The following is a 24,787-nucleotide window of genomic DNA, read 5'->3' on the forward strand; positions in this document are numbered from 1 at the left end:
CGCCCGTGGATGACGACATGACAAGCGCCTCGGCTAATCTCCAGGGGTGCTCGATCCAATCGCGCGATCATCCGCCGTCGCCTCGCTACCCTAATGCACCGCCGCGTACATGATCTTCTCCTCCGTCGCCTCCGCCGGCGAGAACTCCTCGACGATGCGGCCCTGGCGGCAGACAAGGATGCGGTCGGACAGGTTCATGATCTCCGGCAGGTAGGACGAGATGACGACGACGGCGAGGCCCTCGTCGGCCAGACGGTTGATGATCTGGTGAATCTCGGCGATGGCGCCGACATCGACGCCGCGTGTCGGCTCGTCGAAGATGACGATGCGCGGTTGCTGCACCAGCCCCTTGCCGATCACCACCTTCTGCTGGTTGCCGCCGGAAAGCTCGACCACGCGGGCATTGTCGTTGATCGCCTTGATGTTGAGCGTCTTGGTCCATTCAGCCGAAAGCTGCCGCATCTCCTGCTGGTTGATCATCCAGGCCTTTTCACGGCCCGCGGCGAGCAACCCGCCAAACAGGTTCTCGGCGACGCCCATCGTCTCGAAGATGCCTTCGCTCTTGCGGTCCTCGGTGACGTAGACGATGCCGTCGGCCACCGCCTCGCTCGGCACGAGGTAGCGCACCGGCTTGTCGTCCAATTCAATCGCGCCACCGCGCAAAAAGTCGCGCTTGTAGATGCCCGAGACGATCTTGAACGTCTCGGTGCGGCCCGATCCGATCAGGCCGAATACGCCGGTGATCTGGCCTTCGAAGATCGAGAAGGAATTGTTGCGCACGATGTTGCTCATCGAGATGTCCTGCACCGAGAGCACTTTCTTGCCGGCCTTGCGCAGCTTCGTCTCGTCGCGCTGGCGGTAGATCTGTCCCGACAGCGAGCGCCCAACCATGGCAGCGACGATCCTGTCGCGGTCGAAGGCGGATGCCTCGTCGGTGATCACCAGTTCGCCGTCGCGCAGGATGGTGATGCGGTCGGCAATCATCAGCGCCTCTTCCAGCGCGTGGCTGATGAAGACGATCGACACGCCGCGCGCTTTAAGCCTCCGGATCAGCGCGAAGAAGTGGCGTTTCTCTTCCGGCGTCAGCGTCGCCGTCGGTTCGTCGAAGATGATGATCTCGGCATTATGGTGGACGGCGCGCGCGATCTCGACCATCTGCCGCTTGGCAGCACCCAGCGTCGCCACCATCGCATTGGGATCGACCGGAAAATTCAGCGACTGCAGGAATTGCTGCGCCGAGATGTAGGTGCCGCGCAGCCGGTTGAGGAATTTCTCCGTGCCGAGATAAAGGTTCTGCGCCACCGTCATCGACGGCACCAGGCTGGTCTCCTGGAACACCATGGCGATGCCCGCTTCCAGCGCGGCGTGCGGCGAGGCATAAGCCGTCTCGACGCCCTGGTGGAACATCTTGCCCGAAGTCGCGTCGACGACGCCGGCGATGATCTTGGTCAGCGTCGACTTGCCGGCGCCGTTCTCGCCAAGCAGCGCATGAATCTCGCCCTTCCTCAGATCGAACGTGACATTCTTCACCGCCGGCACGCCGCGATAGGTCTTGGTGACATTTTCCAGACGGACGATCGGCTCCATCAGAAACCTCCCGTGACTGCGTCGAGCGCCAGCACGCAGTCACCGCCCTTCGAGGCGATGAACAGGCGACCGTCCTTCTCCGCCACGCTGCAGATGCCGTGCCGCGTGCCGTTGGCGCGGCTGTGCAGGCTGAACTGCGGCTGCAGGGTTCGGTCGAGCCTGACTACGAGCCCATAGGAGCGGCTGGGCGACCACGGCTTGTGGATGCCCATGGTGCGGATGCCGCCGCATTGCAGCGGCTCGAGGAAGCTGCGGTTGGAGGCCAGCGCCGGCGCAATCCAGTAGGCTGGCGGCACCTGGCTGATCATGTCGCGGCGATAATGTGTTTCCTGCAGCACGAATTCGATCAGCCGGTTGCGCGGCGCAAACAGCGTCAGCCATGCGCCGCCGCCGGCCGGCGCCAGCCGCGCCGGATAGCCGGGCAGATGCGTCAGCACCGTGGTGCGGTTGCCAGTCGCGCCGTCAAAGCGCACGAGCTGGTGGCGCCAGCTTTCGCTCACCAGCACGTTGGCGCCGACCGGGTGAAGCCCATAGGGAAAGGCGATGTCGCCGGCGATCTTCTGAAAACCGATGCCACCCGCCCCGCACCGCCACAGCGAACCGGATGCGCCCTTCTTCATCAGGTCGGCCGCCCATTGCGACGGAGCATGTTCGCTGGAGCCATTGGCCAGCCACAGCGTGCCGTCATCGGCATAGGCAAGCGCTGTGATGCACCGTATTTCGGCCGGCAGCGAAACCTCCTTGCCGGCAATCAGCAGTCTGCCGCTCTCCAGCCCCACGGTCAGTTCGCCCGATGGCGACAGCGCCAGCGCGGTGATGGGGGATTGAAAGGTTTCGACCGCGACGGGCTCGGAACCAGCCGCAACCGCCAGGATAGCGTTGCCGCTGGAGACAAGCAGCCGCCCGTCAGACACCAGCAGATTGTCCGGCTCGCTCAGTTCGGCGAAGGCCGGCGCGTCGTCCAGCCGCGTGTTGGGACGGAAGGCGCCGTCGAGCGGCGGAATGGTGACCGCTCTGCCGCGAAAGACATCCAGGATCGGATCGAGGATCATGGCTTGCCTCCCCAATAGGAGGCGGGGCTCGTCCAGCTCGGGTCTGCGCCCTCAATCTTGTAGCGCCCGATGCGGTTGTTGAGGATGCCGCCGACGAACAGGTAGCCCTTGTGCTCGCGCATCGAGGTGACCATCGGATGCGCGTTGCCGGAAAGATCGCCGAGCGCCTCGACGATGCCGCCCTTCTCGTTGAACTTCACCACGCCGCCGGTGTTGATGTTGGGAAACAGCCACTCGTCCTGCGGCAGGCGTCGCGTCATGCGCTTACGCATGTCGGGATGGCGCAGCGACAGGTCGAAGCTTGGCGTGCGCATGCCGAGCCAGGCCATCCAGTAATTGCCGTCCGAGGCACGGTTGATGTTGTCGGGATAGCCCGGCATGTCGCGGATGACGCATTCGGCGGTGCCGGCCTTCGGCCCTTCCAGCCAGTAGCGATGCACGCGGCAGGCCCAGCTTTCGGCGAAGAACAGCGACTTGCCGTCATGCGCCATGCACACGCCGTTGGTGTAGCGATAGCCGTCGAGCAGCGTTCTGGTCGAGCCGTCCTTGGGATCATAGACGAGCAGCCGGCCCGTGGCGCGGTTCTCGATCGAGTCCAGCGCCCAATCATGGGCGTCATAGCGCTTGGTCGAATCCGTAAAATAGATGCGGCCGTCCGGCGCGATGTCGCAATCGTTCGGGTCCCGCAGACGCGCATCGTCGACGATCGAGGTCCAAGAGCGCGCCGTCTCTGCCGAGAGGCGCTTCACCTCCCGGTCCGGCGAGACCGAATAGAGCCCCATGGCGCCGACGCAGCTGATCAGATTGCCGTCCCGGTCGAAGGCGAGCCCCAGCGGAAAGCCGCCGATATGGGCAAAGACTTCGGAACGCCGGTAGTGCGGTGCGAAGAAGCGGACGATCTCGCCGTGGCGGGTGCCGCAATAGAGATGGTCGTCGCGGTCGAGGATGACGTCCTCGGGTCCTTCCAGCTCGCCGAGCCCGATATGGTCCGCGGCCGAGAGCCGATTGTCGAGTTCGTAGGACGTGCCGGAACCGGGCGCGGCCGATTGGGTCTCGCCCATCTTGAGGTAGACCGGCGCGACATAGACCTCGTTCAGCACTTTGTGGCGGTTCTTCAGCCAGCGGATGTCGATGGTGACGGCAACCGCAAGCAGGATGCCGAGCACCATCTGGTTGGTGCCGGTGCCGTAGCCGAGCCGGATCAGCCCGTTGGTCATGGTCAGAACGATGATGGCGCCCATCAGGCCCTTGACCACCGAGCCGCGTCCGCCGCCAAGGCTGACGCCGCCGACCACCGCCGCCGTCAGCGCCATGATCTCGAGATTGAGGCCGGTGCCCGGCCCCGCCCCGCTCAACCGGCAGGCGATCAGGAAGCCGCCGATCGAGGCGCAGAAGCCGGAAAAGACGTAGGTCATGAACACGGTGCGCCGCACCCGGATGCCGGCATTATGCGCCGAGCGCCGGGAGCCGCCCACCGCCAGCACATGCCAGCCGGGCCGCGAGCGCGTCAGCGCGATATGCGTGATGACGGCAAGGATGATGGCCAGCCAGACCGAGACCGACAGGCCCCAGAACGTGCCGTCGCCGATGAAGTCGAGCACATCGGAGCTCGCCTGCGAAAGCTGCACGTCGGCGGCATAGGTGGTGACGAGGATGTCGAACAGCGCCCGCCCGAAGATGAAGGTGACCAGCGTGGTGAGGAAGGCGCGCAGCCTGAGATAGCCGACGAGGTAGCCGTTGACGGCGCCGAAGACGAGCCCCGTGCAAAGTGCCGCGGCCAAGGCCAGCCAGATCGACTGTTCGAGAATGAAGAAGACGTAGACGGCGGAGAAGCAGGACAGCGCGAAGATTGAGCCCACCGAAAGATCGATGCCGCCGCCCAGCATCACCACGGTCATGCCGATGACGACCAGCGAGAACTCGCCGAGCTGTCGAGTGGATTCCTGCAGCGAGGTGAGCTTGAAGAAGCCCGGAATGATCGAGCCGAACACCCCGAGCGTCGCCACCAGCGCCAGGAAAGGTATGGCGTTGTCGGTCCAGCGCTTGGTCAGGATCTCGCCGACCAGATGGTCGGGCACGAGATTGTAGCGCCAGGCCTGGAGGCGTTCACGGAAATTCATCGGCTGCCGCTGTCATTAAAAACGGGAAAGAGGCGGCCGGAACGATCCGGCCACCCCGTGGATGCTTTTACGGCTGCGCGGCTTATTTCGCCGCCGCTTCGGCCTGCAGCGCCTTCAGGTCCCAGCAGCTGTCGGGCTTGAGGTCGGCCTTGGTCGTCGCCTTCTCCAGCGTGTAGATGTAGGTATGCGAGGTGCCGGCCGGCTGGCCGCTCTGCAGCAGGAACTTGATGATGGCGTTCATGTCGCCCGACTGGCGGGCAAGATCGGTCATCACCACGGCGCCATAGGTGCCGTCGTTCAGCTTGTCGCAATCGGCCGCCTTCTCGCCGCCGCCGGTGGTGACCAGGAACACCTTGCCGTCGAGCTTGGCGTCGCGGATCGCGGCCGAGGCGCCGGTGGCGTCGCCGTCCCAGAAGTCGATGATCGAGCAGATGTCCGGGTGCTGCTGCAGCATCGTCGTCGTCACGTTGCGCGACGTGGTCGCGTCCCAGTTCGAGTCGGGCTTTGCCACGACCTGGAAGTCGGGATGCTTCTCCAGCACCTTCATGATGCCGGCATACTGGTAGAGGCTCGACGAGTTCGCCTGGTCGCCCTGCACCAACCCGATCTTCTTGGACGAATTCTCGCCGCAGCCTTTGATCGCCGCTTCGGCTTCGAGCTGGCCGAGCTTGTCCCAGTCGCTGCCGACGAAGGCGTCGGCCGGGAAGTTCGCCGGATTGTCGACCAGCAGCACATAGGTGCCGGCGGCCTGCGCCTTCTTCATCAGCTTCGAGTAGGAGTTGAGGTCGGGCGCATGAATGATCAGCACGTCCGGCCGCGTGTCCGAAGCGATGGCGTCGGTGATCGCCTGCGCGCCGGCATCGACCACCCAGTTCGGGTCGCGGGTCTCGAACGTGCCGCCCCAGGCCTCGACTTCCTTCTTCAGGTAGTGCGCCCAACCCTGCGCCAGGTCGAAGCCCATCGCCAGCGGCACGAGCATGACGCGCTTGCCGTTGAGCGCCTTGGCATAGGCGGCCGGGCCGGGATCGTCCGCGGCAAGACTCGGCGCCGCGAAGGCGGTAACGGCGAGCGCCGTAGCGGCGGCCATCAATGTTCTGAGCAGTCTCATGTCACACCTCTGGTTCGGTTTTCGTTGCCGGGCGATCGTCGCGATCGCTCCGGGGTACCCCAGAGCAAGATGGGCTGGCCCATCCGCTCTAAATGTCGCCCTGTTGCGCCGTCTGTTCGTCGCGCGGATTGATGATGCCGTCGACGATGATGGCCCCGAGCAGGATCGCCGCCTTGATCAGGTTCTGGTAGAGCAGCGGAATGTCGATGATGGTCATGGCGTTGAGCAGGATGCCGATCAGCGCCGCCCCCACCAGCACGTTGCGCACCCCGCCTCTGCCGCCCGAAAGCCCGATGCCGCCGATCACCGCCACAAGCACGATGTCGTAGAGCAGCGTCGAGTTGACGATGCGGGTGTTGATCGAATGCAGGCTGGCTGCCGTCAAAAGCCCGGCGATCAGCGCCACGAAGGCCGAGAGCACGTAGCGCAGCACCAGCATGGGCCGTACCGGAACGCCGATGTTGCGGGCAGCGACCGGATTGTCGCCGGCGAAATAGATGAAGCGGCCCCATTTGGTGTAGCGCAGGAACAGGAACACCAGGAAAGCCAAACCGGCGAAGACGAACACCTCGACCGGAATATCGAGGAAGCGGACGCCGCCGAGCAACTCGACCCAGTGTCCGCCGGGCACCGGCACGGCATCCTGCGTGATCAGTTGCGAGCGCACATAGCCGAACACAAAGGAGCCGGTGGCCAAGGTCACGAAGATCGCCGGCACGTCGGCATAGGCGACGAGAAAGCCGTTGAGCAGGCCGATGGCCAGTACGCCCGCCAGCACATAGACGAAGGCGAGTCCGTCCGAGGTTCCGGTGTTGAGCAGTTGCAGGTACCAGGCGACCGACATCGCCATGATCGCCACCGCCGACAGGTCGATGCCGCGGCCGATGATGACGACCGCCATGCCAAGCGCCAGAATGCCGAGCACCGAGACCGAGCGCACGATGGCCACCAGATTGTCGGCGGTCAGGAAACCGGGCAGGCCCAGCGCAGCGGCGGCGAACAACAGGATGGCGATGGCAAAGACGATGCCTTCCTGATTAAGGCGCCTCCAGTTCGGCCAGCCGATCGCATTCATCGCTTGTGTCTTTCGCCCCGAGGGCAAGGCCTTGCCGGCCCTCACCCCGCATGAAAGCTAATCGGCTCAACAGCGGCTCGTCAAATGAATCCGCGTTCAAGAACCGCGCCTCTCCGACTATTTTCCGAGTGGACGCATCAATTGCCGCAACTGGCGCAATAGCTGGAAACTCTTGGATTTTTGGCGGTTCGTTGCCGTGATCGCACGGCGCGCGGAAGAACCTGTTCGGACCCCGCGGGACCGGCGCAATTCGAGTCCGCAAAATGCGCCCGGCACGACGTCAATTGTTCGCTGAATGGCCCGAAACCTCTGCGCCGGCATTGGCGGCAGGAGCATGCACACACCGCCGTGGCGCCGGCCCAGTCCAAAGCTTATCCAACAAACTTCCGTGTCGCCGTTTCGCCTGTTATGGATGAGCCGGGGTGGCCGAGGAAAACGCATGAAGCCGATTTATATCGACTATCTCAATGCTCTCGACATCGAAGCGCTTGCCATGACCGCCGCCGAGATCATCGGCGCCGTCGAAGCCGGGCTCGTCGCGCAGGGCAACGGCCAGACGGTGATCGAGCCGCGCGTCCATCTCGAGCCGGATCCCTCCTTCCACGGCCACTTCAACGTCCTGCGCGGCTATGTGGCGCCGCTCGACGCCGCCGGCGTGAAGATCGTCGGTGACTATGTCGACAACTACAGGCATGGCCTGCCGTCGGAATTCGGCATCCTCAATCTTTTCGATCCGCGCACCGGCACGCCGCGCGCCATCCTCGACGCCACCGTCATCACCGACATGCGCACCGGCGCGGTCACTGCCATCGGCGCCAGGCATCTGGCGAAGAAGGCGTCCAAGGTGCTCGGCCATATCGGCGCGCGCGGCACCGCCTATTGGAACGTGCGCCTGCTCGACCATCTCTTCGACTTCGACGAGATCCGCGTCCACTCACGCCGCCCCGAAAGCCGCGATAGCTTTGTCGCCAGGCTGGCGGCCGACCTCGGCAAGCCGGTTATGGCCGTGGCTGACTGGAAAAGCTGCGTCGAAGGCGCCGACATCGTCGTCGAAGCCTCGCGGCTGCCGGAACCGCAGCCGCTGCTCAAGACCGAATGGATCAAGCGCGGCGCGTTGGTCGTGCCCTATGGCACGATGAGCGCGGTCGAGCTGTCATTGACCGATATCATGCAGAAGATCGTCGTCGATGACTGGGGCCAATGCAAGGGCGGCAAGTTCGGCTCGCTGCGCGCCCATGTCGAGACGGGACGGCTGAGCGAGGCGACGCTGCATGCCGAGCTCGGCCAGATCGCGGCCGGCCTCAAAGCCGGCCGGCAAAGCGATGGCGAGACGATCCTGTTCTGGCATCGCGGCCTCTCGCTGTCGGACATCGCGCTCGGCAAGGCCATGCTCGCCAAGGCCGGCGAAAACGGCATCGGCCAGAGGCTGCGCTTCGCATGAGCCCGCTCGTTCTCACCGGCGCCGGCGTCAGCATCGAGGATGTGGTTGCCGCCGCGCGCAACGCCTGCAAGGTCGAGATCACGCCTGCCGTCCTGGAAAAGCTCGACAAGGCTCGCCAGGTCCTCGATGCAGCCGCCGCCGCGGGCCAGCAGATTTACGGGCTGAACACCGGGCTCGGCGCCAATCTCGTCACGGCTGTCGAAGGCGACGCCGGCGCCTTCCAGCGCCAGCTGATCGAAGGCCGCAGCGCCGCCGTCGGCGATGCTCTGCCGGTTCCGGTGGTGCGGGCGGCGATGTTCGCCCGCCTTGCGATGCTCGCCGCCGGCGGCTCGGGCCTGTCGCCGCGCGTGTTCACCGCGCTGGTCGAAGCGCTCAATGCCGGCGTGCATCCGGTGATGCCGTCGCTGGGTTCGATCGGCGCCGGCGATCTTCTGCTGATGACGGCGGTCGCCCGCGTGCTGATCGGCGATGGCGAAGCCGAATATCAGGGCCGCCGCATGCCTGCCGCCAAGGCGCTGATGATGGCGCGGCTGGCGCCCGTCACTCTCTCGCCGAAGGACGGTCTTTCCCTGATCAACGCTTCGGCCGTTTCCACCGGGATCGGAGCGCTAGCGCTGACCGATGCGCTGTCGGCGCTCGACCAGCAGCAGCAGGCCGGCGCGCTGACGATGGAAAGCATCGGCGCCAACCGCACCATCCTCGACCCGCGCCAGCATCAGGCACGCCCGGGCGCCTGCCAGCAGCTTGCGGCCAAGGCGCTGCGCGACCTCTTGGCGCGCGATGAGGCGCCGGCGCCGACCACCATCCAGGATCCGCTGTCGATCCGCTGCATGCCCTCGATCCACGGCGCGCTGATCCAGGCGATCGACCATGCACGGCTTGCTGTCGAGATCGAGCTCAACGCCGCCGCCGACAATCCGCTGGTGCTTGCCGAGGATGAGCTGGTCATGTCGACCGGCAATTTCCACACCGCGTCGCTGTCGCTCGCCTTCGAGACGCTTGGCCTGGCGATCGCCCAATGCGCGGCCGCGTCCGCCGCGCGCTTCGTCCAACTCACCGGCTCGACGCGTCACGGCCTGCCGAAATATTTGTCGCCGGTCGGCGGTGCCTCTGCCGGCTTCGTGCCGCTGCAGAAGACGGTGACGGCGATCCTGGCCGCGATGCGCCACAAGGCCAATCCGGTGATGCTCGATTTCCTGCCCGTGTCCGAGGGCGTCGAGGACCACGCCACGCAGACGCCGCTCGCCATCGCCAAATGCGCCGAGATGATCGTGCTGTGGCGGCGACTGATCGCCTTGGAACTGATGGCTGCAGCGCAGGCCATCGACTTGCGCGAGGGCATGGCGCTCGCGCCGGCCACCGGCGCGATCCACGCGGCCGTGCGTTCGCATGTGGCGACGCTCAAGGAAGACAGGCCGCTCGGCATCGACGCTGAAGCGCTCTATGCCGCTCTCGCCAGCGGAATCTGGCAAGGCCCTCCGGCCACGGGCTGACGCTTTTCGATTCTTGGTTCAGGGCTTTGCGTCCACCTTCCTCATGAAGTGGGTGAGCTCGTCCGGATCCATGTGCACGACATGCCTGTCTTCCGGATAGGCGCCGCTGTTGACGTCGGCGACATATTCGGAAAACGCCGCAATGCGTTCCTGCTGCAGCCGGTCATATTCGGCGGCGAAGTTGCGATAGACTTTCGAGTGGCGCGGCATGTGACCGCGATTGGTGCCGAGAATATCCTCGGCGAACAGATATTGCGCGTCGCAGCCGGTGCCCGCGCCCATCGACAGCATGATCAGCGAAGTACGTTCCGAGATCGCCTTCGCCACTTCCACCGGCACCACCTCGATCTCGGCGCCGATCGCGCCGGCAGCTTCCAGCTGCTTGACCGCCTCGAACACCTGCATGGCCGTATCGGCTGTCTTGCCGACCGCCTTGAAGCCGCCGGTCCAGGTCGCGCGCGACGGGATCAGGCCGACATGGCCGATCACCGGGATGGCGTCGTCGGCCATGCGCTTGATCGTGGCGTAGCCGGCGCTGCAATAGACCGCGTCGGCGCCGGCCTTGTAGAGCCGGAACGACCAGCGCACGAAATCGTCGGCCGTGCCGATCTCGAAGAAATTGTCGCCCGGCATGGTGAAGAGGCTGGGCGCGGCGTCGCGATATTGCGGGTTGAGAACCAGTTCCGGCGGCACCGAGACGATATCCACCCCTGCCCGCTCGGCGGCCTCGGCTTCCTCCAGCGTCAGCACGCGCAGCATGGTCAGCTGCCGCTTGCCCTTCATGGCGCGCAGATCGGCAACGGTCGGTCTCTTCCGGCTCATCGGTTACATCCTGTTTTGTCTGGCGGCTTTCAGCCGATATCGATCATCACCTTACCGGCCTCGACCTTGACCGGATAGGTCTTGAGGTCGACGCAGACCGGCGCGCCCTTGGCCTGGCCGGTCTTGTAATTGAAGCGGCCATTGTGCTTGGGGCATTCGATGATGTCGTCCATCACCAGCCCATCGGCGAGATGGGCCTTTTCATGCGTGCAGAAGCCGTCCGTGGCAAAGAACGCGTCTTCCGGCGAGCGGTAGATCGCGAAGGTGCGGCCGCCATGGTCGAAGCGGATCACATCCTCCTCGTCCACGTCATCCACCGCGCATGCTTCGACCCACTCCGCCATCGTCTTTCTCCAATTTGCCTAAGCTGCTCCTATTCGGCGGCCGCGGCCGTTATGTCGAGATCGTGGAACTCGCCGCGATAAGGCTTGGCCGTCGGCGGCAATTCGCGCTTGAGATAATAGTCCTCGTATTTCAGCTGCCTGAGCAGCACCGGCCAGACCTCGCGATAGGCGTGCCACATCGACGGGTTCGGCACCGGCAGATCGTGCTTGATGAGCTCATGCAGTTTCGGCAGGGCGTGGTACGGCACCATCGGGAACATGTGGTGCTCCACATGGTAGTTCATGTTCCAGTAGATGAACCGGCTGACCGGGTTCATGTAGACGGTGCGCGTGTTCAGCCGGTGATCGGTGACGTTGTCGGCCAGCCCGATATGCTGCAACAGCCCCGTCAGCACCATGTGCCAGGTGCCGTAGAGCCGCGGCAGGCCGATCAGCACCAGCGGTATCCATGATCCAAGCGCGATCGCGACAGCAATCGTCGCGGCATACACGACCATGTGCCAGCGCGCCGCGGTCACCGCCTTGTGCTGCTCCATCTCAGGAATGTAGCTCTTCTCCTCGTCCGACAATCTGCCGAAGGCCTGGCGCACCAGCGTCGGCAGCGAATAACGGAAGTCGAGGATGCCGGTGAAGGCCAAAGCCGCCTTGACGAGGTCCGGCGGCCGCATCACCGCGATCTCGGCGTCGCGGCCGACGATGAGGGTGTCGGTGTGGTGGCGCGCATGGCTCCAGCGCCACTGCACCGGGTTGCGCATCAGCATGAACGAGGCGATGTGGTAGACGACGTCGTTCATCCAGCGCGTGCGGAAGGCAGTGCCGTGGCCGCATTCGTGCCAGCGCGAGTCGCTCGACGAGCCGTAGAGCACGCCATAGACGAACAGGAACGGCACGACCCACCAACTGCCCCAGAACCAGACGATGCCGCCCGCCGAGCCCAGGATCGCGACGATCCAGATGATGGTGTCGCGGATCGCCAGCCCATCGGAGCGCTGCATCAATTCCTTCATGGTCTTGCGCGGTACGTCAGTATGGTACCACTCGGCCGAGGCAAGTCCGGTCTCGATCGCAAGCCGAGTGCTTTCGCCGACAAGGCTGTAGTCGCGCTTGGTGCTGCCGGCCATCGCCATCGTCATATTCCCCAGCCGTCAAACTCCGTTGGCGCAGAATTTCTCATCGAGGAATTTTTTCGCGCGCGGCACGTCGTCCTCGGTCAGGTGCTCGATGATCACCGGGATGTTCGGATGCTTCTCGCTGAGCCGCTTCAGATAGAGGTCGTAGTTCAGCGCGCCGAGGCCCGGCGCCGGCAGCTCGATCTCGCCGACGCCGCGGAAGGTAAGCCCCTCATGCGCGTCCGCGTCACCGATATCGGCATGCTTTTCGGTTTTGTCGCTGCCCGAGCGCTTGACGTCCTTGGCATGCGCGATCCTAATCTTGTCGCTCAGCGTGTCGAACACCTGGTTCAGCACCTGGTCCATGCGGTCGATGTTGTGCGCCTCGAAGTAATTGGTCGGATCCATCAACAGGCCGAGGCCGGGGTGGTCGACCTGTGCGAACATCCTGACCGTCTCCTCGACCGAACCGACGACGTTGTTGACATAGGTCTCAAGCAGAAACACTGCGCCGTGGTCGTAAGCCGTCCGGGCAAGGTCGGAAATCACTTTGCGGCATTCCTCGAACCCCTCCTCGGTCTTGTTCTTCGGGTGGTGAACCCAGTCGGATTCGGTGTTGTAGGTGCCGGTCTCCGAGATCACGTAAGGGCTGCCGAATTCGCGCGCGTTGCGGATAATCTCCTTCAGATACGCCAGTCGCCTGTCGCGCTCGGTCTTGTCCGGATGAATGATGTTGGTGTAGCCGGACACGCAGCAGACTGGCAGGTTATGATCGCGAAAAGTGTCGCGCACTTTCCGCGCCTTTTCCGTGGAGATCTGCCCGGCCGACAGGTCGATATCCTTGAAATGCAGGTCGAGCTGCACGGTGTTGAAGCCGAGCGCACGGATGCGCCTGGCGGACTCTTCCAGCTCGTAGGGAAAATAGCCTGTGAAGATACCTGCCTGCATCATGAGGTGAAGTCCTCTGGGTAAGCGATTCAGTTGCCCTGCCTTTTAGTCGCCTAGTCGACAGAGATTTCGGACAGCCTGATCGTGCGACCTTCCGCCATCGAACGGTAGCCGGCCTCGACCAGCGCCATGGTCTTGACGTTGTCGGCGACCGACAGCGCCGGCGGCGTGCCGGTCTTCAGCGCGTATTGCAACTGCTCCATGACGCCGATGAATGCATGCGGAAACCACATCGTCTCCCAGCTTGGGCTGACCCATTTGCCGCCCGTCGTTTCGCTCGAGGCATGGGTCAACGTCGACGCGACGCCCTTCGGCCATCCAATCGTGCCCTTGGCGACGCCCTTGATGCCGTCGACCCGCCAATTGATGTGCTGATCGTCCTCGTAACCCTCCTGGCGCGGGCCGGACCAGACGTCCTCCAGCGAAACGGCAAGCACGCCCGAGGGGAAGCGCAGCGTCGACACGGTGATGCCGTCCGAGTGCTCGAACGCCGTGCGCGGATCCTTGCGCGTCAGTGTGGTTATCTCCTCCGGTTCGCCAAAAAGGAAACGCAGCACGTCGAGGTGATGCACGCTCATATTGGCGAGCGTCAGTCGGTCGTAATCGGCAAGGAAGGTCTGCCAGTGCGGGATCGCGTGCATGTCGATCTCGGCAAAGACGATGTCGCCAAGCGCGCCGCTGTCTATGATCTGCTTCAAGACGCGCATCGACTGATCATAGCGCATGTTCTGATTGACCGAGAGGATCTTGCCGGAGGCAGCCGCTTCGTCGCGCAGCTTCACAGCTTCCTCGACCGAAAGCGCCAGCGGCTTCTGCGCCAAGATCGCTTTGACGTGCGGCTGCTTCAACGCATGGCGGATCAAAGCCGGTTGCTGATCGGGCGGAAAGGCCAGATCGACGATCTCGACCTGGCTGTCCTCGATCAATTGCTCCGGCGTCACGTGGACGGTCGCAATATTCCAGCGATCGGCGACCTTCTGCGCATTGGCCTTGGTGCGCGATGCTATGGCGATTACCGGAAAACCGGCTTCGTGATAGGCGGCGAGATGGCATTCGGCCATGATCATGCCGGCGCCGATGCAGCCGATCCGGTATTCCCTGACCCGAACTGTCACGTCCGGTTCGAAGCCTATACTCCCCATCCATTCCTCCCTTGGAGGATGGATATAACGCCATGGTCCGGACCTCAGCCAAGGCCCGCGCCATCATTTCCCATCAGTCAGGCCGCGATCAGCACCGTGCTGTCCGGCGACCAGCTCAGCACGACGGGCTGACCCTCTGCGAGGCGCTCGGCGCCGGTGTTCTGGACGATCACCTTCAGCGTCTGGCCGAAGCGGTCGACGAAATAGGTGCTGTTGTTGCCGGCAAAGATGCGTTTCGAGACCTGCCCCGTGAGCGTGTTGACATTGGCTGGATCGGGCTTTGCCGCGCCGGGCGAAATCCGGATGCGCTCGGGCCGAACGGCGCAGCTCGCCTTGGCGCCGGCCGGCACCGATGCGCCTGTCGAAGCCGCGATCGTCGTGCCGTCGGGCAGCCTGATCCCTGAGCCGGTCGCGTTGCCGTGAAAGATATTGGCGTCGCCGAGGAAAGTCGCGGCGAACTCGCTTTGCGGCCTGTCGTAGATCTCTTCCGGCGGTCCTTCCTGCACCAGCCTGCCGTCGCGCAATATGCCGATGCGGTCGCTCATCGTCAGCGCCTCTTCCTGGTCGTGGGTGACGAAAATGGTCGTGATGCCGATCTCGCGCTGGATGCGCTTCAGCTCGATCTGCATGTCGACGCGCAATGCCTTGTCGAGCGCGCCGAGCGGCTCGTCGAGCAAGAGCACGCGCGGCTTGGTAACGATGGCCCGCGCCAGCGCCACGCGCTGGCGCTGGCCGCCGGAGAGCTGGTGCGGCTTTCGCCCGCCGAGCTTGCCGAGCTGCACGAGATCGAGCGCGCGTTGCACTTCCGCAGCGATTGTCGCTTTCGGCTCGCCGCGCACCGACAGGCCGAAGGCGATATTGTCGGCGACGCTCATATTGGGAAACAGCGCATAGTTCTGGAACACCATGCCGATGCGCCGCTTTTCGACCGGCACGCGCTCGACGCTCTCGCCGCCGATCGCAATGCGGCCGGAATCCGGAAAATCGAAGCCGGCGATCTGGCGGAGCAGCGTGGTCTTCCCGCTGCCCGAAGGTCCGAGCAGCGCGTAGAAGCCGCCATCGGCAAAATCGATCGAGACATCGTCCAGCGCCTTGTGCGCGCCGAAGCTGCGCGAGACGTTCGCGACCTGGACGCCAGCCATTATTTCTCTCCACCAAACTTGAAGAAGCGCGCCGTGAGCAGCATCAGCGCCATCGACACGACAATGATGATCGTCGAGACCGCGTTGATCTCGGGCGTGAAACCCTTGCGGATCGCGGCATAGATTTCGACCGGCAATGTCGTCTGGCCGGGCGTCGACAGGAAATACGAGACCACGAACTGGTCGAACGACACGGCGAAGGCGAACAGCCCGCCGGCGATCACCCCGGGTATGATCCACGGCAAAGTAACCCGCATGGTCACCTGCCACTGGTTGGCGCCGAGCGAGCGCGCAGCTTCCTCCAGCTCTGGCGCGAAGGTCTGCAGCCGGGCCGACACGACGACGATCACATAAGGCAGCGCCAGCGCAACATGGCCGAGCAGGATTGCCACCAGCCCGCGGCCGATGCCGACGCCGAAGAAGAAGATCAGCATTGCCGTGCCGGTGATTAGCCACGGGATGGCGATCGGTGGGAAGAGCAGCGCCTGCAGGACTTTCTTGCCGCGGAAGTCGTAACGGTAGAGCGCCAGCGAGGCCATCGAGCCCAGCACCGTCGAGATCAAAGTGGTGATGACGGCGATCTCGATGCTGTTCCAGGTCGCCGCGATCAACTGGTCGTTCTGCCAGAGCGATGAATACCAGTCCGTCGTCCATTCGAACGGCAATTGGTAGAAGGGCGAAGCGTTGAAGGACATCGCCGCCATGATGATGATCGGTAGGTAAAGGAAGCCGAGCAAAAGCACGATGTAGAAGCGCCCGAGCCATTCGAGGATGCGCGTCGTCGCCATCACGCAGCCCTCCGCAGGACAGGCGCCGCCAGCGCCAGGATGATCAGCACGACCGCGAGCAGGATAAAGGAGAGTGCCGCGCCCAGCGGCCAGTTGAAGACGGCGACGAACTGGTCCTCGATGATGGTGCCGTAGAAGGTACCGGTGCGGCCGCCGAGGATGCGCGGCTCCATGAAGGAGCCGACCACCGGTACGAAGATCAGCGCGGCACCCGCGATCAGGCCCGGCATCGACAGCGGGATGATCACCCGCCACAGCACCTGCCGCCGCGATGCGCCCAGCGAGCGGCCCGCCTCGATCAGCGAATCATCGATGGCCTGCAGCGTGAGATAGCAGGTCAGCACCATATAGGGCACATAGGAGTGCACCAGGCCGATGATGACGGCTGGGTAGGAATACATGAGATCAATGTTGATCTTGAACGGCAGCACCGCATTGAGCGCGGTGTCGAGGATGCCGCCTTCGCGCAGCACCATCGCCCAGGAGAAGATGCGCACCAGCCCGTTCGACCAGAAGGGCAGGATAACGAGCAGGAAGATCGCCTCGCGGCTGCGCCCTTTCAGCACCTTCGCAAGCACATAGGCCGCCGGGTAGCCGATGACGACGCACCACAGCGTCACCTCCAGCCCGAGCCGCAGCGATGAAAACAACAGCGTCGAATAGAGGCTCTGCGAGAAGAAAGCTGCGTAATTGCCGAGCGTGAACGACCATTCCTTTCCGGCCAGCGGCAGGTCGGTCATGAAGGAGAAGAACACCATGGCCGACAGGGGTAGGAAGATCGCGATCGTCAGCCAGAGATAGGCGGGAAGGAGAAGCGGCAGGGCCGGCTTCAGTCCGCGGCGCGAACCGATCGCAAGCTGGTCAGCCATCTGCCTCTCCTCCCCGAAAGACGTGATTATTTCACGTTGACTTTCAGCTCCTGCCACAGCGCCAGGTATTTCTCGCGCTGCGCGTCGGTGATCGGCGCCTGGAACTGGATGCGCTTTGCGACCTCGGGGCTGCCCATGACCTTGCGGTTGAAGGCGTCCTCGGGCAGCGCGTCGACAGCCTTGGTGTTGGCCGAAACCGGTGCGCCGACCTTGGTGACCCATTCGACGTAGAATTTCGGGTCGATCATATAGTTGATGAAGGCCTCGGCGCCCGCGACATTCTTCGAGCCGACCGGGATCGAAAAGGCGTCGAGCCAGGCGACGGCGCCTTCCTGCGGGATGACCAGCGAGACCGGCAGCTTGAAATGCGTCTTGGCGCGGTCAGCCGAGCCGCTCCAATAGGTGCCGATGTCGATCTGGTTGGAGGCGACCATCTGGTTCCAGTCGTTCTCCGAGCTCCAGAAGGTCTTGATCTGCGGCATCAGCGAGGTGAGCTTCGCCTTGACCGCGTCCATATCCTTGATGTCGTTGATGTCCTGCCCCGACGCGATCGCGCCGAACTGCACCGCCTCGACGGCGTCGTCGCGGATGATGACGCGGCCCTTATGCGCCGGGTTCCACATCTCGGCGATGCTCGTCGGCGGCTTGTCGAAGGATTTGTCGTTGATCGCCAGAGCCGTCAGGCCCCACACCCACGGCACGCCATAGACCTTGCCGTCATGGTTGAGCATCGGCGAGCTGGCCTTGTCCTTGGCGATGTCGGCATAGTTGGAAAGCTTCGAGACGTCGATCGGCTGGATCAGCTTGCCGGCCATTGCCTGGTCGTTGAAGGCGGCATTGATCATGACGACGTCGTAGAGGCCGGGATTGGTGCGGATCTTGGTCAGCATCTCCTGTTCGGAATTGAAGAAGTCGTTGACCACCTTGAAGCCGGTCGCCTTCTCGAAATTGGCGACCGCCCACGGCTCGTCGGCGCCATAGCCCTTCCAGTTGAGCACATGCACTTCCTCGGCGGCCTGTGCGGCCAGCGTAAAGGCGGAGACAAAGACGGCGGTGGCCGTCAGGAAAGCGGTCAGTCTGGGCATGCGCATGTTTTTTTCCTCTCATTGTTTGCCCGATTGACGGGCTTGTTAAGTTGCAGTCGCTTCCGCCCGGCCGAGCGCGGTCGTCGTTTCGCCGCGCTCAGTCAGGAACTCCCGGATTTCCGTGTCGGTCGGCGCCGAAGATCCGCCATGGCGGGTGACCGAAAGCGCAGCCGCCGCATTGGCATAGCGTGCCGCCTCGCAAGCGCCCATGCCGCGAGAAAGGCCGCTGACGAAGGCGCCGATATGCGTGTCGCCGGCCCCGTTGGTGTCGACGGCTTCCACCTTGAAGCCCGGCACCGCACGGGTGCCGCCATCGGCCATGCGCACCAAGCAGCCATGCGCGCCGGCGCGGATGACGACGCCTTCCGCCCTGGGGCAATGCTCGGCGAGCAATCGGATCGCGACGGTCTGGGCATCGCCGGCACCGGCAATCTCGGCAGCCTCATTGGTGTTGCAGCTCAACCAGGTCGTACGCGCCAGAACCCTGTCCAGGATCGGCCGTGGAATGTCGGCGATCACCGGCGTCGGATCGAAGACGAAAGGAATGCCGGCCGGCAGCGCTTCGATCCAACCGGCAAGCGCGTCGCGACTGCCGGGATAGCTCAGCGTGTAGCCGGAGGTGAAAACCCAATCACCCGGAACGACTTGGATCGGCTTCATCATGTCCGGCGTGAGCCGGCTCTCGGCGCCTGGCCACGAAACGAAGGTGCGCTCCGCGTCGCCGCTGATCATGGCGACGCAATTGCCGCTGTCCATCGAAGGCGATGACGGCGTCAGCGTCTCGATACCTTCGGCCGCGAAGGCTTCGCGCAGGAAGTCTCCGTCCGGCCCGGTGCCGAGCTGGCCGCCGAACACCACCTTCATGCCGGTGCGGCTTGCCGCCACCATCATATTGAAGCCGCCGCCGGCGACCCGCGCGTAAGCTGACGCGGTCTTTTCCGTGCCGGCCGCCGGCAGGGCGTCGATGCGGTAGACATAGTCGACCACGGCGCTGCCGACATGAACGAGGCGCCCGCTCATCAGGCAACCTCCTTGCCTGGGCCGGCCTTGGAGCCGCGTGCGGCGACCAGGTCGCCAGCCAGCGCACGGACGTCCGCGATGTCGATGCCATGCAGTTGGGCGATGCGGTCCTGCGGCAGCCTCGACAGGCCGGCGCAGGCGCCCGCCATGCCGGCGGCAATCGCCCCGATCGTGTCGGTGTCGCCACCGAGATTGGCGCCGATGACGGCTGCCCGCCACGGATCGCCTTGCGCGACCTCCAGCACGGCGAAGGCCGCCGGCACCGATTCCTGGCTGGCGACGCCGGTGCCGACCAGGTCAACGATCAGCTTGATGGCTTGCTTCTCCGCCTTGCAGCGGACAAGCTCCTGCGCCCAGACGATGCGCGCGGCGATGTCGCCGCCGGTGACCCAATGGCCGAGCGCAGCACCTAGCCTTGCGGCGGCGACCGCATGGCCGGAAGCGCCACGCCAGTCGCCGCCCGAGACACCGAGGCTGATGGCGGCTGCGACCGCCGCAGCCGATGCAATGGCGATCGAGGTGTTGTGCGTGGCCCGGCAGGTTTCCGCCACCTTGGAGACCAGAACGTCGAGCGGCTCCGGCGGCATCATAATGCCGACCGGCGCGATGCGCATCGCAGCGCCATTGGTGTCGCCGCCGCGGCCGGCCTCCTCCGCGGGCACGCCGCTGTTGATGGCATCGATAGCGCGCTTGGTCGACGGCCCAAGCAGGTCGTAGCTGCCGCGCGCCTTGACCTCGCGCTCCCAGTCGAGCAGCGCGTTGACCCAGCGCGCATGATCGAAACGCTCGCCGGATTCGACGAGGATGCGGCCAAGCAGCAGCGCTTGTTCGGTATCGTCGGTGATCGCGCCGGCGGGCAGTCCTTTCGACACCGGGTGATCGGCGGCAGGCGCGACGAACTCCTCGACATGGCCGTAAAGCTCGGCGATGCGGGCCGTCGACAGAAGCTGCGTCGGCATGCCCAGCGCATCGCCCAGCGCCCCGCCGATCAGCGCGCCCATAGCCCGGTCCATCGCGTCGGCCGCCATGCTCAGAACTCCAGGTGCAGCGCGAAATGCGCCGGATTGAGCAGGCTGGTGACGAATTCGATGGCGCGCCCGTCGGCGGCGCGTGTCAGGCGGCGTGTGCGCAGGAACGGCGTGCCGGGCGCGCAGGCGAGGATGGCTGCGTCGGAAGCGCTCAGCATCTCGATGTCGACCCATTCCTCGCCGTGATCGGGAACAAGCCCTGCCCCGCGCAGCGTCTGGTGCAGCGAGCCTTCGCGCAGGCCGCGCAGCGGTATGTCTTCCAACTCCGGCGACAACGGCAGCCGGCTGCGCTCGATCGAGATGGCATGGCCGTCGTCGGCGTTGGTGCGGGCACGATCGACGGCGATGAAGGACGAGCTCTCGACGCCGAGCCTGGCCGCCAGTTCGGCGTCCTCGATGATCTCGAGCCGCAACGTGCGTGTCTCGGCATTGGCGCCCGCATTGGCAAGCGCGCGCGACCAGCCGATCGCGTCGTCGACCGGCATGCCGTCGAAGGTGACGAATGAGCCGATGCCGACCTTGGTGGTGATCAGCCCGCGGCTCGACAATTCCTCGAGCCCTTTGCGGACCGTGTTGCGGCTGACGGAGAAGCGCTGAACGAGCTCGTTTTCGCTCTGCAGGCGGTCGCCGAAACCGAGCAGGCCGGAGCGTATCTCATGCTCCAGAACCGTCGCGATCTGCTCGGGCTTGCCCGTGCCGGGAGTGATCTGCGTCGCGCGACGGGCCATATCAATACCTGTTCAGTGAACCTGTATAATCCTGTTCAATATCGGATTTGAATTCCCCCGTCAACGAACCTTCATCACCATTCAAGAACGGAAGGAGGACCGAGCGCAGAATGAAGGTGCGGCGGCAACGGGAGACGCGCCGCTCAAGCGAAGAAGAACTCCTCCACGCGCTGCTTGGCCTGGCGCAGCACCGGCAGGATATCGCGCTCCATCGCCTCGACCGAGAAACGCGCCGATTGCGTCGAGACGTTGATGGCGCAGACGGTGCGGTCGGCGCGATCGATGATCGGAACCGCGATCGAGCGCAGGCCGAGCTCCAGTTCCTCGTCGACGATGGCGAAGCCATCCGCTCTCGCCTTGGCGATGGCCTTGCCGAGCGCGGCGCGGCCGGTGATCGTCTTCGGCGTCCGGCGCTCGATGGTCGCTTGCGCCAGGAGGGTCTTCAAGTCGTCCGCCCCCAGACCGGAAAGCAGCACCCGCCCCATCGAGGTGCAATAGGCCGGCAGCCGCGTGCCTACATCGAGCGCGACGCTTAAGATCCGCCGTCCGGGGATGCGCGCAACATAGACGACGTCCTCACCCGATAGCACCGCCGCGTTACAGGCCTCGTCGAATTTGCCCGCCACCTCGCGCATGATCGGCGCCGCGAACGTCCAGAGCGATGCGCCGCCGAGCCAGGTCCGCGCGACCGTCAAAAGACGCGGCGATAGCGAAAACAGCCGGCCGGACTGCGTCGCATAGCCCGTGGCGACCAATGTCAGCAGAAAGCGGCGGGCGCCGGCGCGCGTGAGATCCGCCTCCTCGGCCATCTCGGTCAGCGTCATGCCGGCCGGATGGCGGGCAAGGATTTCCATCACCGCCAGGCCGCGTTCCAGCGAGCCGACATGGTCGCGCGAAATTACTTCCTCTCCCACGAGCGCCTCCAGGCTGGCGTTGACTCAATACAGAGCTCGGAGTTAGAAATATCCCATATAAAACAGATGTTCGCAATGCGAACTTTTCATGGGGTCTGGAGATGGTCAAGTTCCTGCCGCTGAAAGAGGCGGTCGCGGAAAACCTGCATGACGGCGATACGGTCGCCTTCGAGGGCTTCACTCATCTGATCCCGACCGCCGCCGCGCATGAGGCGATCCGCCAGGGCTTTCGCGACCTGACGCTGATCCGCATGACGCCCGACCTGATCTATGACCAGATGATCGGCATGGGCATGGCGAGGAAAATCGTCTTCTCCTATGTCGGCAATCCTGGCGTCGGCCTGCTCAGACGCGCCCGCGACGCCATCGAGAACGGCTTTCCCCGCGCCATCGAGCTCGAGGAGCACAGCCACGCCGGCATGGCTAATGCCTATGAGGCGGGCGCCGCCGGCCTGCCCTGTGCGGTGTTCCGCGGCTATCGCGGCGCCGGTCTCGCCGCGGTCAATCCCAACATCAAATCCGTCACCTGCCCTTTCACCGGCGAGGTGCTGGCCGCCGTCCCGGCGATAAGGCCGGACGTTACCTTCATCCACGCGCAGAAGGCCGACCGCAAAGGCAACGTGCTGGTCGAGGGCATTATCGGCATCCAGAAGGAGGCTGTTCTTGCCGCAAAGCGCGCGGTGGTGACGGTCGAGGAAATGGTCGACAGCTTCGACGACCTCCACCCCAATCTCACCGTGCTGCCCAGCTGGACGATCGCGGCGATTTCGGTCGTGCCCGGCGGCTCGCATCCTTCCTACACGCATGGCTATTACGAGCGCGACAACGCCGCCTATCTCGAATGGGACGAGATCGCCGCCGACCGCGGTCGCTTCCAGGCGTGGATGCAGCAGAACGTCATCGAGAGCAGCCCGGATGACTTTGCCGGCCGCGTCGAGCACCTGAGGAAAGCCGCATGAGCGACGCGAAGGACATTGGTTTCACCCCGAACGAGATGATGACGATCGCCGCCAGCCGCGCCTTGAAGAGCGACGATGTCTGCTTCGTCGGCATCGGCGCGCCGTCGGCCGCCTGCAACGTCGCGCGGCTGACGCATGCGCCGGATATCACCTTGATCTATGAGAGCGGCACCATCGGCACGGCGCCCGACTTGCTGCCGCTGTCGATCGGCGACGGCGAATTGTGCGAGACGGCGGTCACCACCGTCGCGGTGCCGGAGATGTTCCGCTATTGGCTGCAGGGCGGCCGCATCTCGATCGGCTTTCTGGGCGCCGCCCAGCTCGACAAATTCGGCAATATCAACACCACCGTCATCGGCGACTATGCGCATCCCAAGACCCGCCTGCCTGGCGGCGGCGGCGCGCCGGAGATCGCCACTTCGTCAAAGCAGGTCTACATCACCATGGCGCAGTCGAAGCGCGGCATGGTCGAAAAGGTCGACTTCTTCACCTCCTTCGGCCATGGCGATGGCGGCGATCATCGCAAGCGGCTCGGCATCGATACCGCCGGGCCAACGCTTTTGATCACGGACCTCGCCATCTGGAAGCCGGACCCTGTGACCAAGGAATTCACAGTGGTGTCGCTGCATCCCGGCGTCTCGCGCGAGCAGGTACAGGAGACCTGTGGCTGGACGGTCAAGTTCGCGGAGGCTCTTGACGAGACGCCGGCGCCGACGGAACTCGAGCTGAACACATTGCGCGACCTGCATGTCCGCACCAAGGCGGCGCATCAGGGGATCGCCGAGGGGAAAGCTGCCTAGATGACTGAAGCCTTCATTTGCGACTACATCCGCACGCCCATCGGCCGCTTCGGCGGTTCATTGTCCTCCGTCCGTGCCGACGACCTCGGCGCCATCCCGTTGAAGGCCTTGGTCGAGCGCAATGCCGGCGTCGATTGGGCGGCCGTCGATGATGTCGTCTATGGCTGCGCCAACCAGGCCGGCGAGGACAATCGCAACGTGGCGCGCATGGCGCTGCTGCTTGCCGGCCTGCCGCAGGACATCCCCGGTTCGACAGTCAACCGCTTGTGCGGCTCGGGCATGGATGCCGTCACCATCGCCGCACGCGCCATCAAATCGGGCGAGGCCGAGCTGATGATTGCCGGCGGCGTCGAATCGATGAGCCGCGCGCCTTTCGTCATGCCGAAGGCCGACGCCGCCTTTTCGCGCAACGCCGAGATCTACGACACCACCATCGGCTGGCGCTTCGTCAACCCGCTGATGAAGAAGCAATATGGCGTCGAGTCCATGCCGGAGACCGGTGAGAACGTGGCCGAGGATTTTTCCGTCAGCAGAGCCGACCAGGACGCCTTCGCGGTGCGCAGCCAGGACAAGGCCGTTGCCGCTCAAGGCAGCGGCCGGCTGGCGAAAGAGATCACGCCCGTGACGATCCCGCAGAAGAAAGGCGATCCGGTCGTCGTCTCGAAGGACGAGCATCCACGCGCCGGCACCACCGTCGAGATCCTGGCCAAACTGCCGGCGCCATTCCGCCAGGGCGGCAGCGTCACTGCCGGCAACGCCTCAGGCGTCAATGACGGTGCGGCGGCCCTCATCATCGCTTCGGAAGCGGCGGCGAAGAAGCATGGCCTGACGCCGATCGCCCGCATCCTCGGGGGTGCTGTCGCCGGTGTGGCGCCGCGCATCATGGGCATCGGTCCGGCCCCGGCCACCAAGAAGCTTTGCGCCCGCCTCGGCCTGACGCCCGAGCAATTCGATGTCGTCGAATTGAACGAAGCTTTCGCCTCGCAAGGCATTGCCGTGCTGCGCCAGCTTGGCATCGCCGAGGATGCCGCGCACGTCAATCCGAATGGCGGCGCGATCGCGCTCGGTCACCCGCTCGGCATGTCGGGCGCGCGCATCACCGGCACGGCGGCGCTCGAGCTGCGCGAGCGCGGCGGCAAGCTGGCTTTGGCCACCATGTGCATAGGCGTCGGCCAGGGCATCGCAATTGCGCTGGAGCGGGTCTGACCGGTCG

Annotated in this window: 23 protein-coding genes; 5 read left to right on the forward strand and 18 right to left on the reverse strand. The window is 64.5% G+C overall.

From position 1 onward, the window contains the following. Positions 1-90 precede the first annotated feature (90 nt). The 5 genes from LB552_RS20710 to LB552_RS20730 all read right to left on the reverse strand — a co-directional run bounded on the left by LB552_RS20710 (position 91) and on the right by LB552_RS20730 (position 6,942). Positions 91-1,587 (reverse strand): sugar ABC transporter ATP-binding protein, encoded by a 1,497-nt coding sequence (locus tag LB552_RS20710; protein WP_224609857.1) that lies wholly within the window; start codon positions 1,585-1,587, stop codon positions 91-93. Then, positions 1,587-2,639, reverse strand: a complete 1,053-nt coding sequence (locus LB552_RS20715; protein WP_224609859.1) for a hypothetical protein — start codon at positions 2,637-2,639, stop codon at positions 1,587-1,589. Before LB552_RS20715 ends, LB552_RS20710 begins: the two co-directional genes overlap by 1 nt. Then, positions 2,636-4,759, reverse strand: coding sequence for an ABC transporter permease (locus tag LB552_RS20720; RefSeq protein ID WP_224609861.1), 2,124 nt, complete (start codon positions 4,757-4,759; stop codon positions 2,636-2,638). Before LB552_RS20720 ends, LB552_RS20715 begins: the two co-directional genes overlap by 4 nt. Before the next feature lie 82 nt (positions 4,760-4,841). After that, positions 4,842-5,867 carry a sugar ABC transporter substrate-binding protein gene (locus LB552_RS20725; protein WP_140838895.1) on the reverse strand — a complete coding sequence of 342 codons (1,026 nt, stop codon included), beginning with the start codon at positions 5,865-5,867 and terminating at the stop codon, positions 4,842-4,844. A gap of 88 nt (positions 5,868-5,955) precedes the next feature. Beyond that, positions 5,956-6,942, reverse strand: coding sequence for an ABC transporter permease (locus tag LB552_RS20730; protein ID WP_140640030.1), 987 nt, complete (start codon positions 6,940-6,942; stop codon positions 5,956-5,958). A 439-nt stretch (positions 6,943-7,381) separates the two neighbouring features. On the opposite strand from LB552_RS20730, the gene LB552_RS20735 reads away from it, so the two are divergent. Both LB552_RS20735 and hutH read left to right on the forward strand, forming a co-directional pair. Continuing rightward, positions 7,382-8,383 (forward strand): ornithine cyclodeaminase family protein, encoded by a 1,002-nt coding sequence (locus LB552_RS20735; RefSeq protein WP_224609862.1) that lies wholly within the window; start codon positions 7,382-7,384, stop codon positions 8,381-8,383. Then, a complete protein-coding gene (gene hutH, locus LB552_RS20740) occupies positions 8,380-9,876 on the forward strand; it encodes a histidine ammonia-lyase (protein ID WP_224609864.1) in 1,497 nt (498 codons plus the stop codon). The genes LB552_RS20735 and hutH overlap by 4 nt, the downstream gene beginning before the upstream one ends. Positions 9,877-9,894: 18 nt before the next feature. Here hutH and LB552_RS20745 read toward each other — a convergent pair whose 3' ends face one another. The 13 genes from LB552_RS20745 to LB552_RS20805 all read right to left on the reverse strand — a co-directional run bounded on the left by LB552_RS20745 (position 9,895) and on the right by LB552_RS20805 (position 21,815). Beyond that, complete coding sequence (locus tag LB552_RS20745) at positions 9,895-10,698, reverse strand: 3-methyl-2-oxobutanoate hydroxymethyltransferase (protein ID WP_224609866.1); 804 nt, start codon at positions 10,696-10,698, stop codon at positions 9,895-9,897. A 29-nt stretch (positions 10,699-10,727) separates the two neighbouring features. Next, a complete protein-coding gene (locus LB552_RS20750) occupies positions 10,728-11,042 on the reverse strand; it encodes a MocE family 2Fe-2S type ferredoxin (RefSeq protein ID WP_140838905.1) in 315 nt (104 codons plus the stop codon). A 29-nt stretch (positions 11,043-11,071) separates the two neighbouring features. Further along, positions 11,072-12,163, reverse strand: coding sequence for a fatty acid desaturase family protein (locus LB552_RS20755; protein ID WP_224610031.1), 1,092 nt, complete (start codon positions 12,161-12,163; stop codon positions 11,072-11,074). A 24-nt stretch (positions 12,164-12,187) separates the two neighbouring features. Beyond that, complete coding sequence (locus tag LB552_RS20760; protein WP_224544910.1) at positions 12,188-13,102, reverse strand: sugar phosphate isomerase/epimerase family protein; 915 nt, start codon at positions 13,100-13,102, stop codon at positions 12,188-12,190. A 50-nt stretch (positions 13,103-13,152) separates the two neighbouring features. After that, positions 13,153-14,241, reverse strand: coding sequence for a Gfo/Idh/MocA family protein (locus LB552_RS20765; protein WP_224609868.1), 1,089 nt, complete (start codon positions 14,239-14,241; stop codon positions 13,153-13,155). 77 nt (positions 14,242-14,318) lie between these two features. Continuing rightward, positions 14,319-15,383, reverse strand: a complete 1,065-nt coding sequence (locus LB552_RS20770) for an ABC transporter ATP-binding protein (protein ID WP_095769774.1) — start codon at positions 15,381-15,383, stop codon at positions 14,319-14,321. Continuing rightward, entirely contained in the window at positions 15,383-16,171 is a 789-nt protein-coding gene (locus LB552_RS20775) for an ABC transporter permease (RefSeq protein WP_224609870.1), read from the reverse strand. The genes LB552_RS20770 and LB552_RS20775 overlap by 1 nt, the downstream gene beginning before the upstream one ends. Continuing rightward, positions 16,171-17,040, reverse strand: coding sequence for an ABC transporter permease (locus tag LB552_RS20780; protein WP_224522910.1), 870 nt, complete (start codon positions 17,038-17,040; stop codon positions 16,171-16,173). The genes LB552_RS20775 and LB552_RS20780 overlap by 1 nt, the downstream gene beginning before the upstream one ends. Positions 17,041-17,066: 26 nt before the next feature. Then, positions 17,067-18,131, reverse strand: a complete 1,065-nt coding sequence (locus LB552_RS20785) for an ABC transporter substrate-binding protein (RefSeq protein WP_224522911.1) — start codon at positions 18,129-18,131, stop codon at positions 17,067-17,069. Positions 18,132-18,170: 39 nt separating this feature from the next. Then, on the reverse strand, positions 18,171-19,145 hold the full coding sequence (locus LB552_RS20790) for a PfkB family carbohydrate kinase (RefSeq protein WP_224522912.1): 975 nt from the start codon (positions 19,143-19,145) through the stop codon (positions 18,171-18,173). Further along, positions 19,145-20,173: an ADP-ribosylglycohydrolase family protein gene (locus LB552_RS20795; RefSeq protein ID WP_224609872.1), complete on the reverse strand. Its 1,029-nt coding sequence runs from the start codon at positions 20,171-20,173 to the stop codon at positions 19,145-19,147. The genes LB552_RS20790 and LB552_RS20795 overlap by 1 nt, the downstream gene beginning before the upstream one ends. 2 nt (positions 20,174-20,175) lie before the next feature. After that, positions 20,176-20,901: a GntR family transcriptional regulator gene (locus LB552_RS20800; protein WP_140838923.1), complete on the reverse strand. Its 726-nt coding sequence runs from the start codon at positions 20,899-20,901 to the stop codon at positions 20,176-20,178. Between the two features lie 143 nt (positions 20,902-21,044). Beyond that, positions 21,045-21,815: an IclR family transcriptional regulator C-terminal domain-containing protein gene (locus LB552_RS20805; RefSeq protein ID WP_224609874.1), complete on the reverse strand. Its 771-nt coding sequence runs from the start codon at positions 21,813-21,815 to the stop codon at positions 21,045-21,047. Between the two features lie 101 nt (positions 21,816-21,916). Here LB552_RS20805 and LB552_RS20810 point away from each other — a divergent pair, with 101 nt between their 5' ends. The 3 genes from LB552_RS20810 to pcaF are packed head-to-tail and all read left to right on the forward strand — an operon-like array spanning position 21,917 to position 24,780. Beyond that, positions 21,917-22,774 (forward strand): CoA transferase subunit A, encoded by an 858-nt coding sequence (locus LB552_RS20810; protein ID WP_224609876.1) that lies wholly within the window; start codon positions 21,917-21,919, stop codon positions 22,772-22,774. Further along, positions 22,771-23,574, forward strand: coding sequence for a CoA-transferase subunit beta (locus tag LB552_RS20815; protein WP_224609878.1), 804 nt, complete (start codon positions 22,771-22,773; stop codon positions 23,572-23,574). The genes LB552_RS20810 and LB552_RS20815 overlap by 4 nt, the downstream gene beginning before the upstream one ends. Then, positions 23,575-24,780 (forward strand): 3-oxoadipyl-CoA thiolase, encoded by a 1,206-nt coding sequence (gene pcaF / locus LB552_RS20820; protein ID WP_224609879.1) that lies wholly within the window; start codon positions 23,575-23,577, stop codon positions 24,778-24,780. Positions 24,781-24,787: the final 7 nt, after the last annotated feature.

Origin of the sequence: Mesorhizobium sp. CA7 (assembly GCF_020165015.1) — a bacterium.
Taxonomy (GTDB): Bacteria; Pseudomonadota; Alphaproteobacteria; order Rhizobiales; family Rhizobiaceae; genus Mesorhizobium.

What these genes read in the sequence shown, in the direction of transcription:
- LB552_RS20710 (WP_224609857.1), bottom strand. Translation starts at nt 1,587, where the DNA reads ATGGAGCCGATCGTCCGTCTGGAAAATGTCACCAAGACCTATCGCGGC.
- LB552_RS20715 (WP_224609859.1), bottom strand. Translation starts at nt 2,639, where the DNA reads ATGATCCTCGATCCGATCCTGGATGTCTTTCGCGGCAGAGCGGTCACC.
- LB552_RS20720 (WP_224609861.1), bottom strand. Translation starts at nt 4,759, where the DNA reads ATGAATTTCCGTGAACGCCTCCAGGCCTGGCGCTACAATCTCGTGCCC.
- LB552_RS20725 (WP_140838895.1), bottom strand. Translation starts at nt 5,867, where the DNA reads ATGAGACTGCTCAGAACATTGATGGCCGCCGCTACGGCGCTCGCCGTT.
- LB552_RS20730 (WP_140640030.1), bottom strand. Translation starts at nt 6,942, where the DNA reads ATGAATGCGATCGGCTGGCCGAACTGGAGGCGCCTTAATCAGGAAGGC.
- LB552_RS20735 (WP_224609862.1), top strand. Translation starts at nt 7,382, where the DNA reads ATGAAGCCGATTTATATCGACTATCTCAATGCTCTCGACATCGAAGCG.
- hutH (WP_224609864.1), top strand. Translation starts at nt 8,380, where the DNA reads ATGAGCCCGCTCGTTCTCACCGGCGCCGGCGTCAGCATCGAGGATGTG.
- LB552_RS20745 (WP_224609866.1), bottom strand. Translation starts at nt 10,698, where the DNA reads ATGAGCCGGAAGAGACCGACCGTTGCCGATCTGCGCGCCATGAAGGGC.
- LB552_RS20750 (WP_140838905.1), bottom strand. Translation starts at nt 11,042, where the DNA reads ATGGCGGAGTGGGTCGAAGCATGCGCGGTGGATGACGTGGACGAGGAG.
- LB552_RS20755 (WP_224610031.1), bottom strand. Translation starts at nt 12,163, where the DNA reads ATGGCCGGCAGCACCAAGCGCGACTACAGCCTTGTCGGCGAAAGCACT.
- LB552_RS20760 (WP_224544910.1), bottom strand. Translation starts at nt 13,102, where the DNA reads ATGATGCAGGCAGGTATCTTCACAGGCTATTTTCCCTACGAGCTGGAA.
- LB552_RS20765 (WP_224609868.1), bottom strand. Translation starts at nt 14,241, where the DNA reads ATGGGGAGTATAGGCTTCGAACCGGACGTGACAGTTCGGGTCAGGGAA.
- LB552_RS20770 (WP_095769774.1), bottom strand. Translation starts at nt 15,383, where the DNA reads ATGGCTGGCGTCCAGGTCGCGAACGTCTCGCGCAGCTTCGGCGCGCAC.
- LB552_RS20775 (WP_224609870.1), bottom strand. Translation starts at nt 16,171, where the DNA reads ATGGCGACGACGCGCATCCTCGAATGGCTCGGGCGCTTCTACATCGTG.
- LB552_RS20780 (WP_224522910.1), bottom strand. Translation starts at nt 17,040, where the DNA reads ATGGCTGACCAGCTTGCGATCGGTTCGCGCCGCGGACTGAAGCCGGCC.
- LB552_RS20785 (WP_224522911.1), bottom strand. Translation starts at nt 18,131, where the DNA reads ATGCGCATGCCCAGACTGACCGCTTTCCTGACGGCCACCGCCGTCTTT.
- LB552_RS20790 (WP_224522912.1), bottom strand. Translation starts at nt 19,145, where the DNA reads ATGAGCGGGCGCCTCGTTCATGTCGGCAGCGCCGTGGTCGACTATGTC.
- LB552_RS20795 (WP_224609872.1), bottom strand. Translation starts at nt 20,173, where the DNA reads ATGGCGGCCGACGCGATGGACCGGGCTATGGGCGCGCTGATCGGCGGG.
- LB552_RS20800 (WP_140838923.1), bottom strand. Translation starts at nt 20,901, where the DNA reads ATGGCCCGTCGCGCGACGCAGATCACTCCCGGCACGGGCAAGCCCGAG.
- LB552_RS20810 (WP_224609876.1), top strand. Translation starts at nt 21,917, where the DNA reads ATGGTCAAGTTCCTGCCGCTGAAAGAGGCGGTCGCGGAAAACCTGCAT.
- LB552_RS20815 (WP_224609878.1), top strand. Translation starts at nt 22,771, where the DNA reads ATGAGCGACGCGAAGGACATTGGTTTCACCCCGAACGAGATGATGACG.
- pcaF (WP_224609879.1), top strand. Translation starts at nt 23,575, where the DNA reads ATGACTGAAGCCTTCATTTGCGACTACATCCGCACGCCCATCGGCCGC.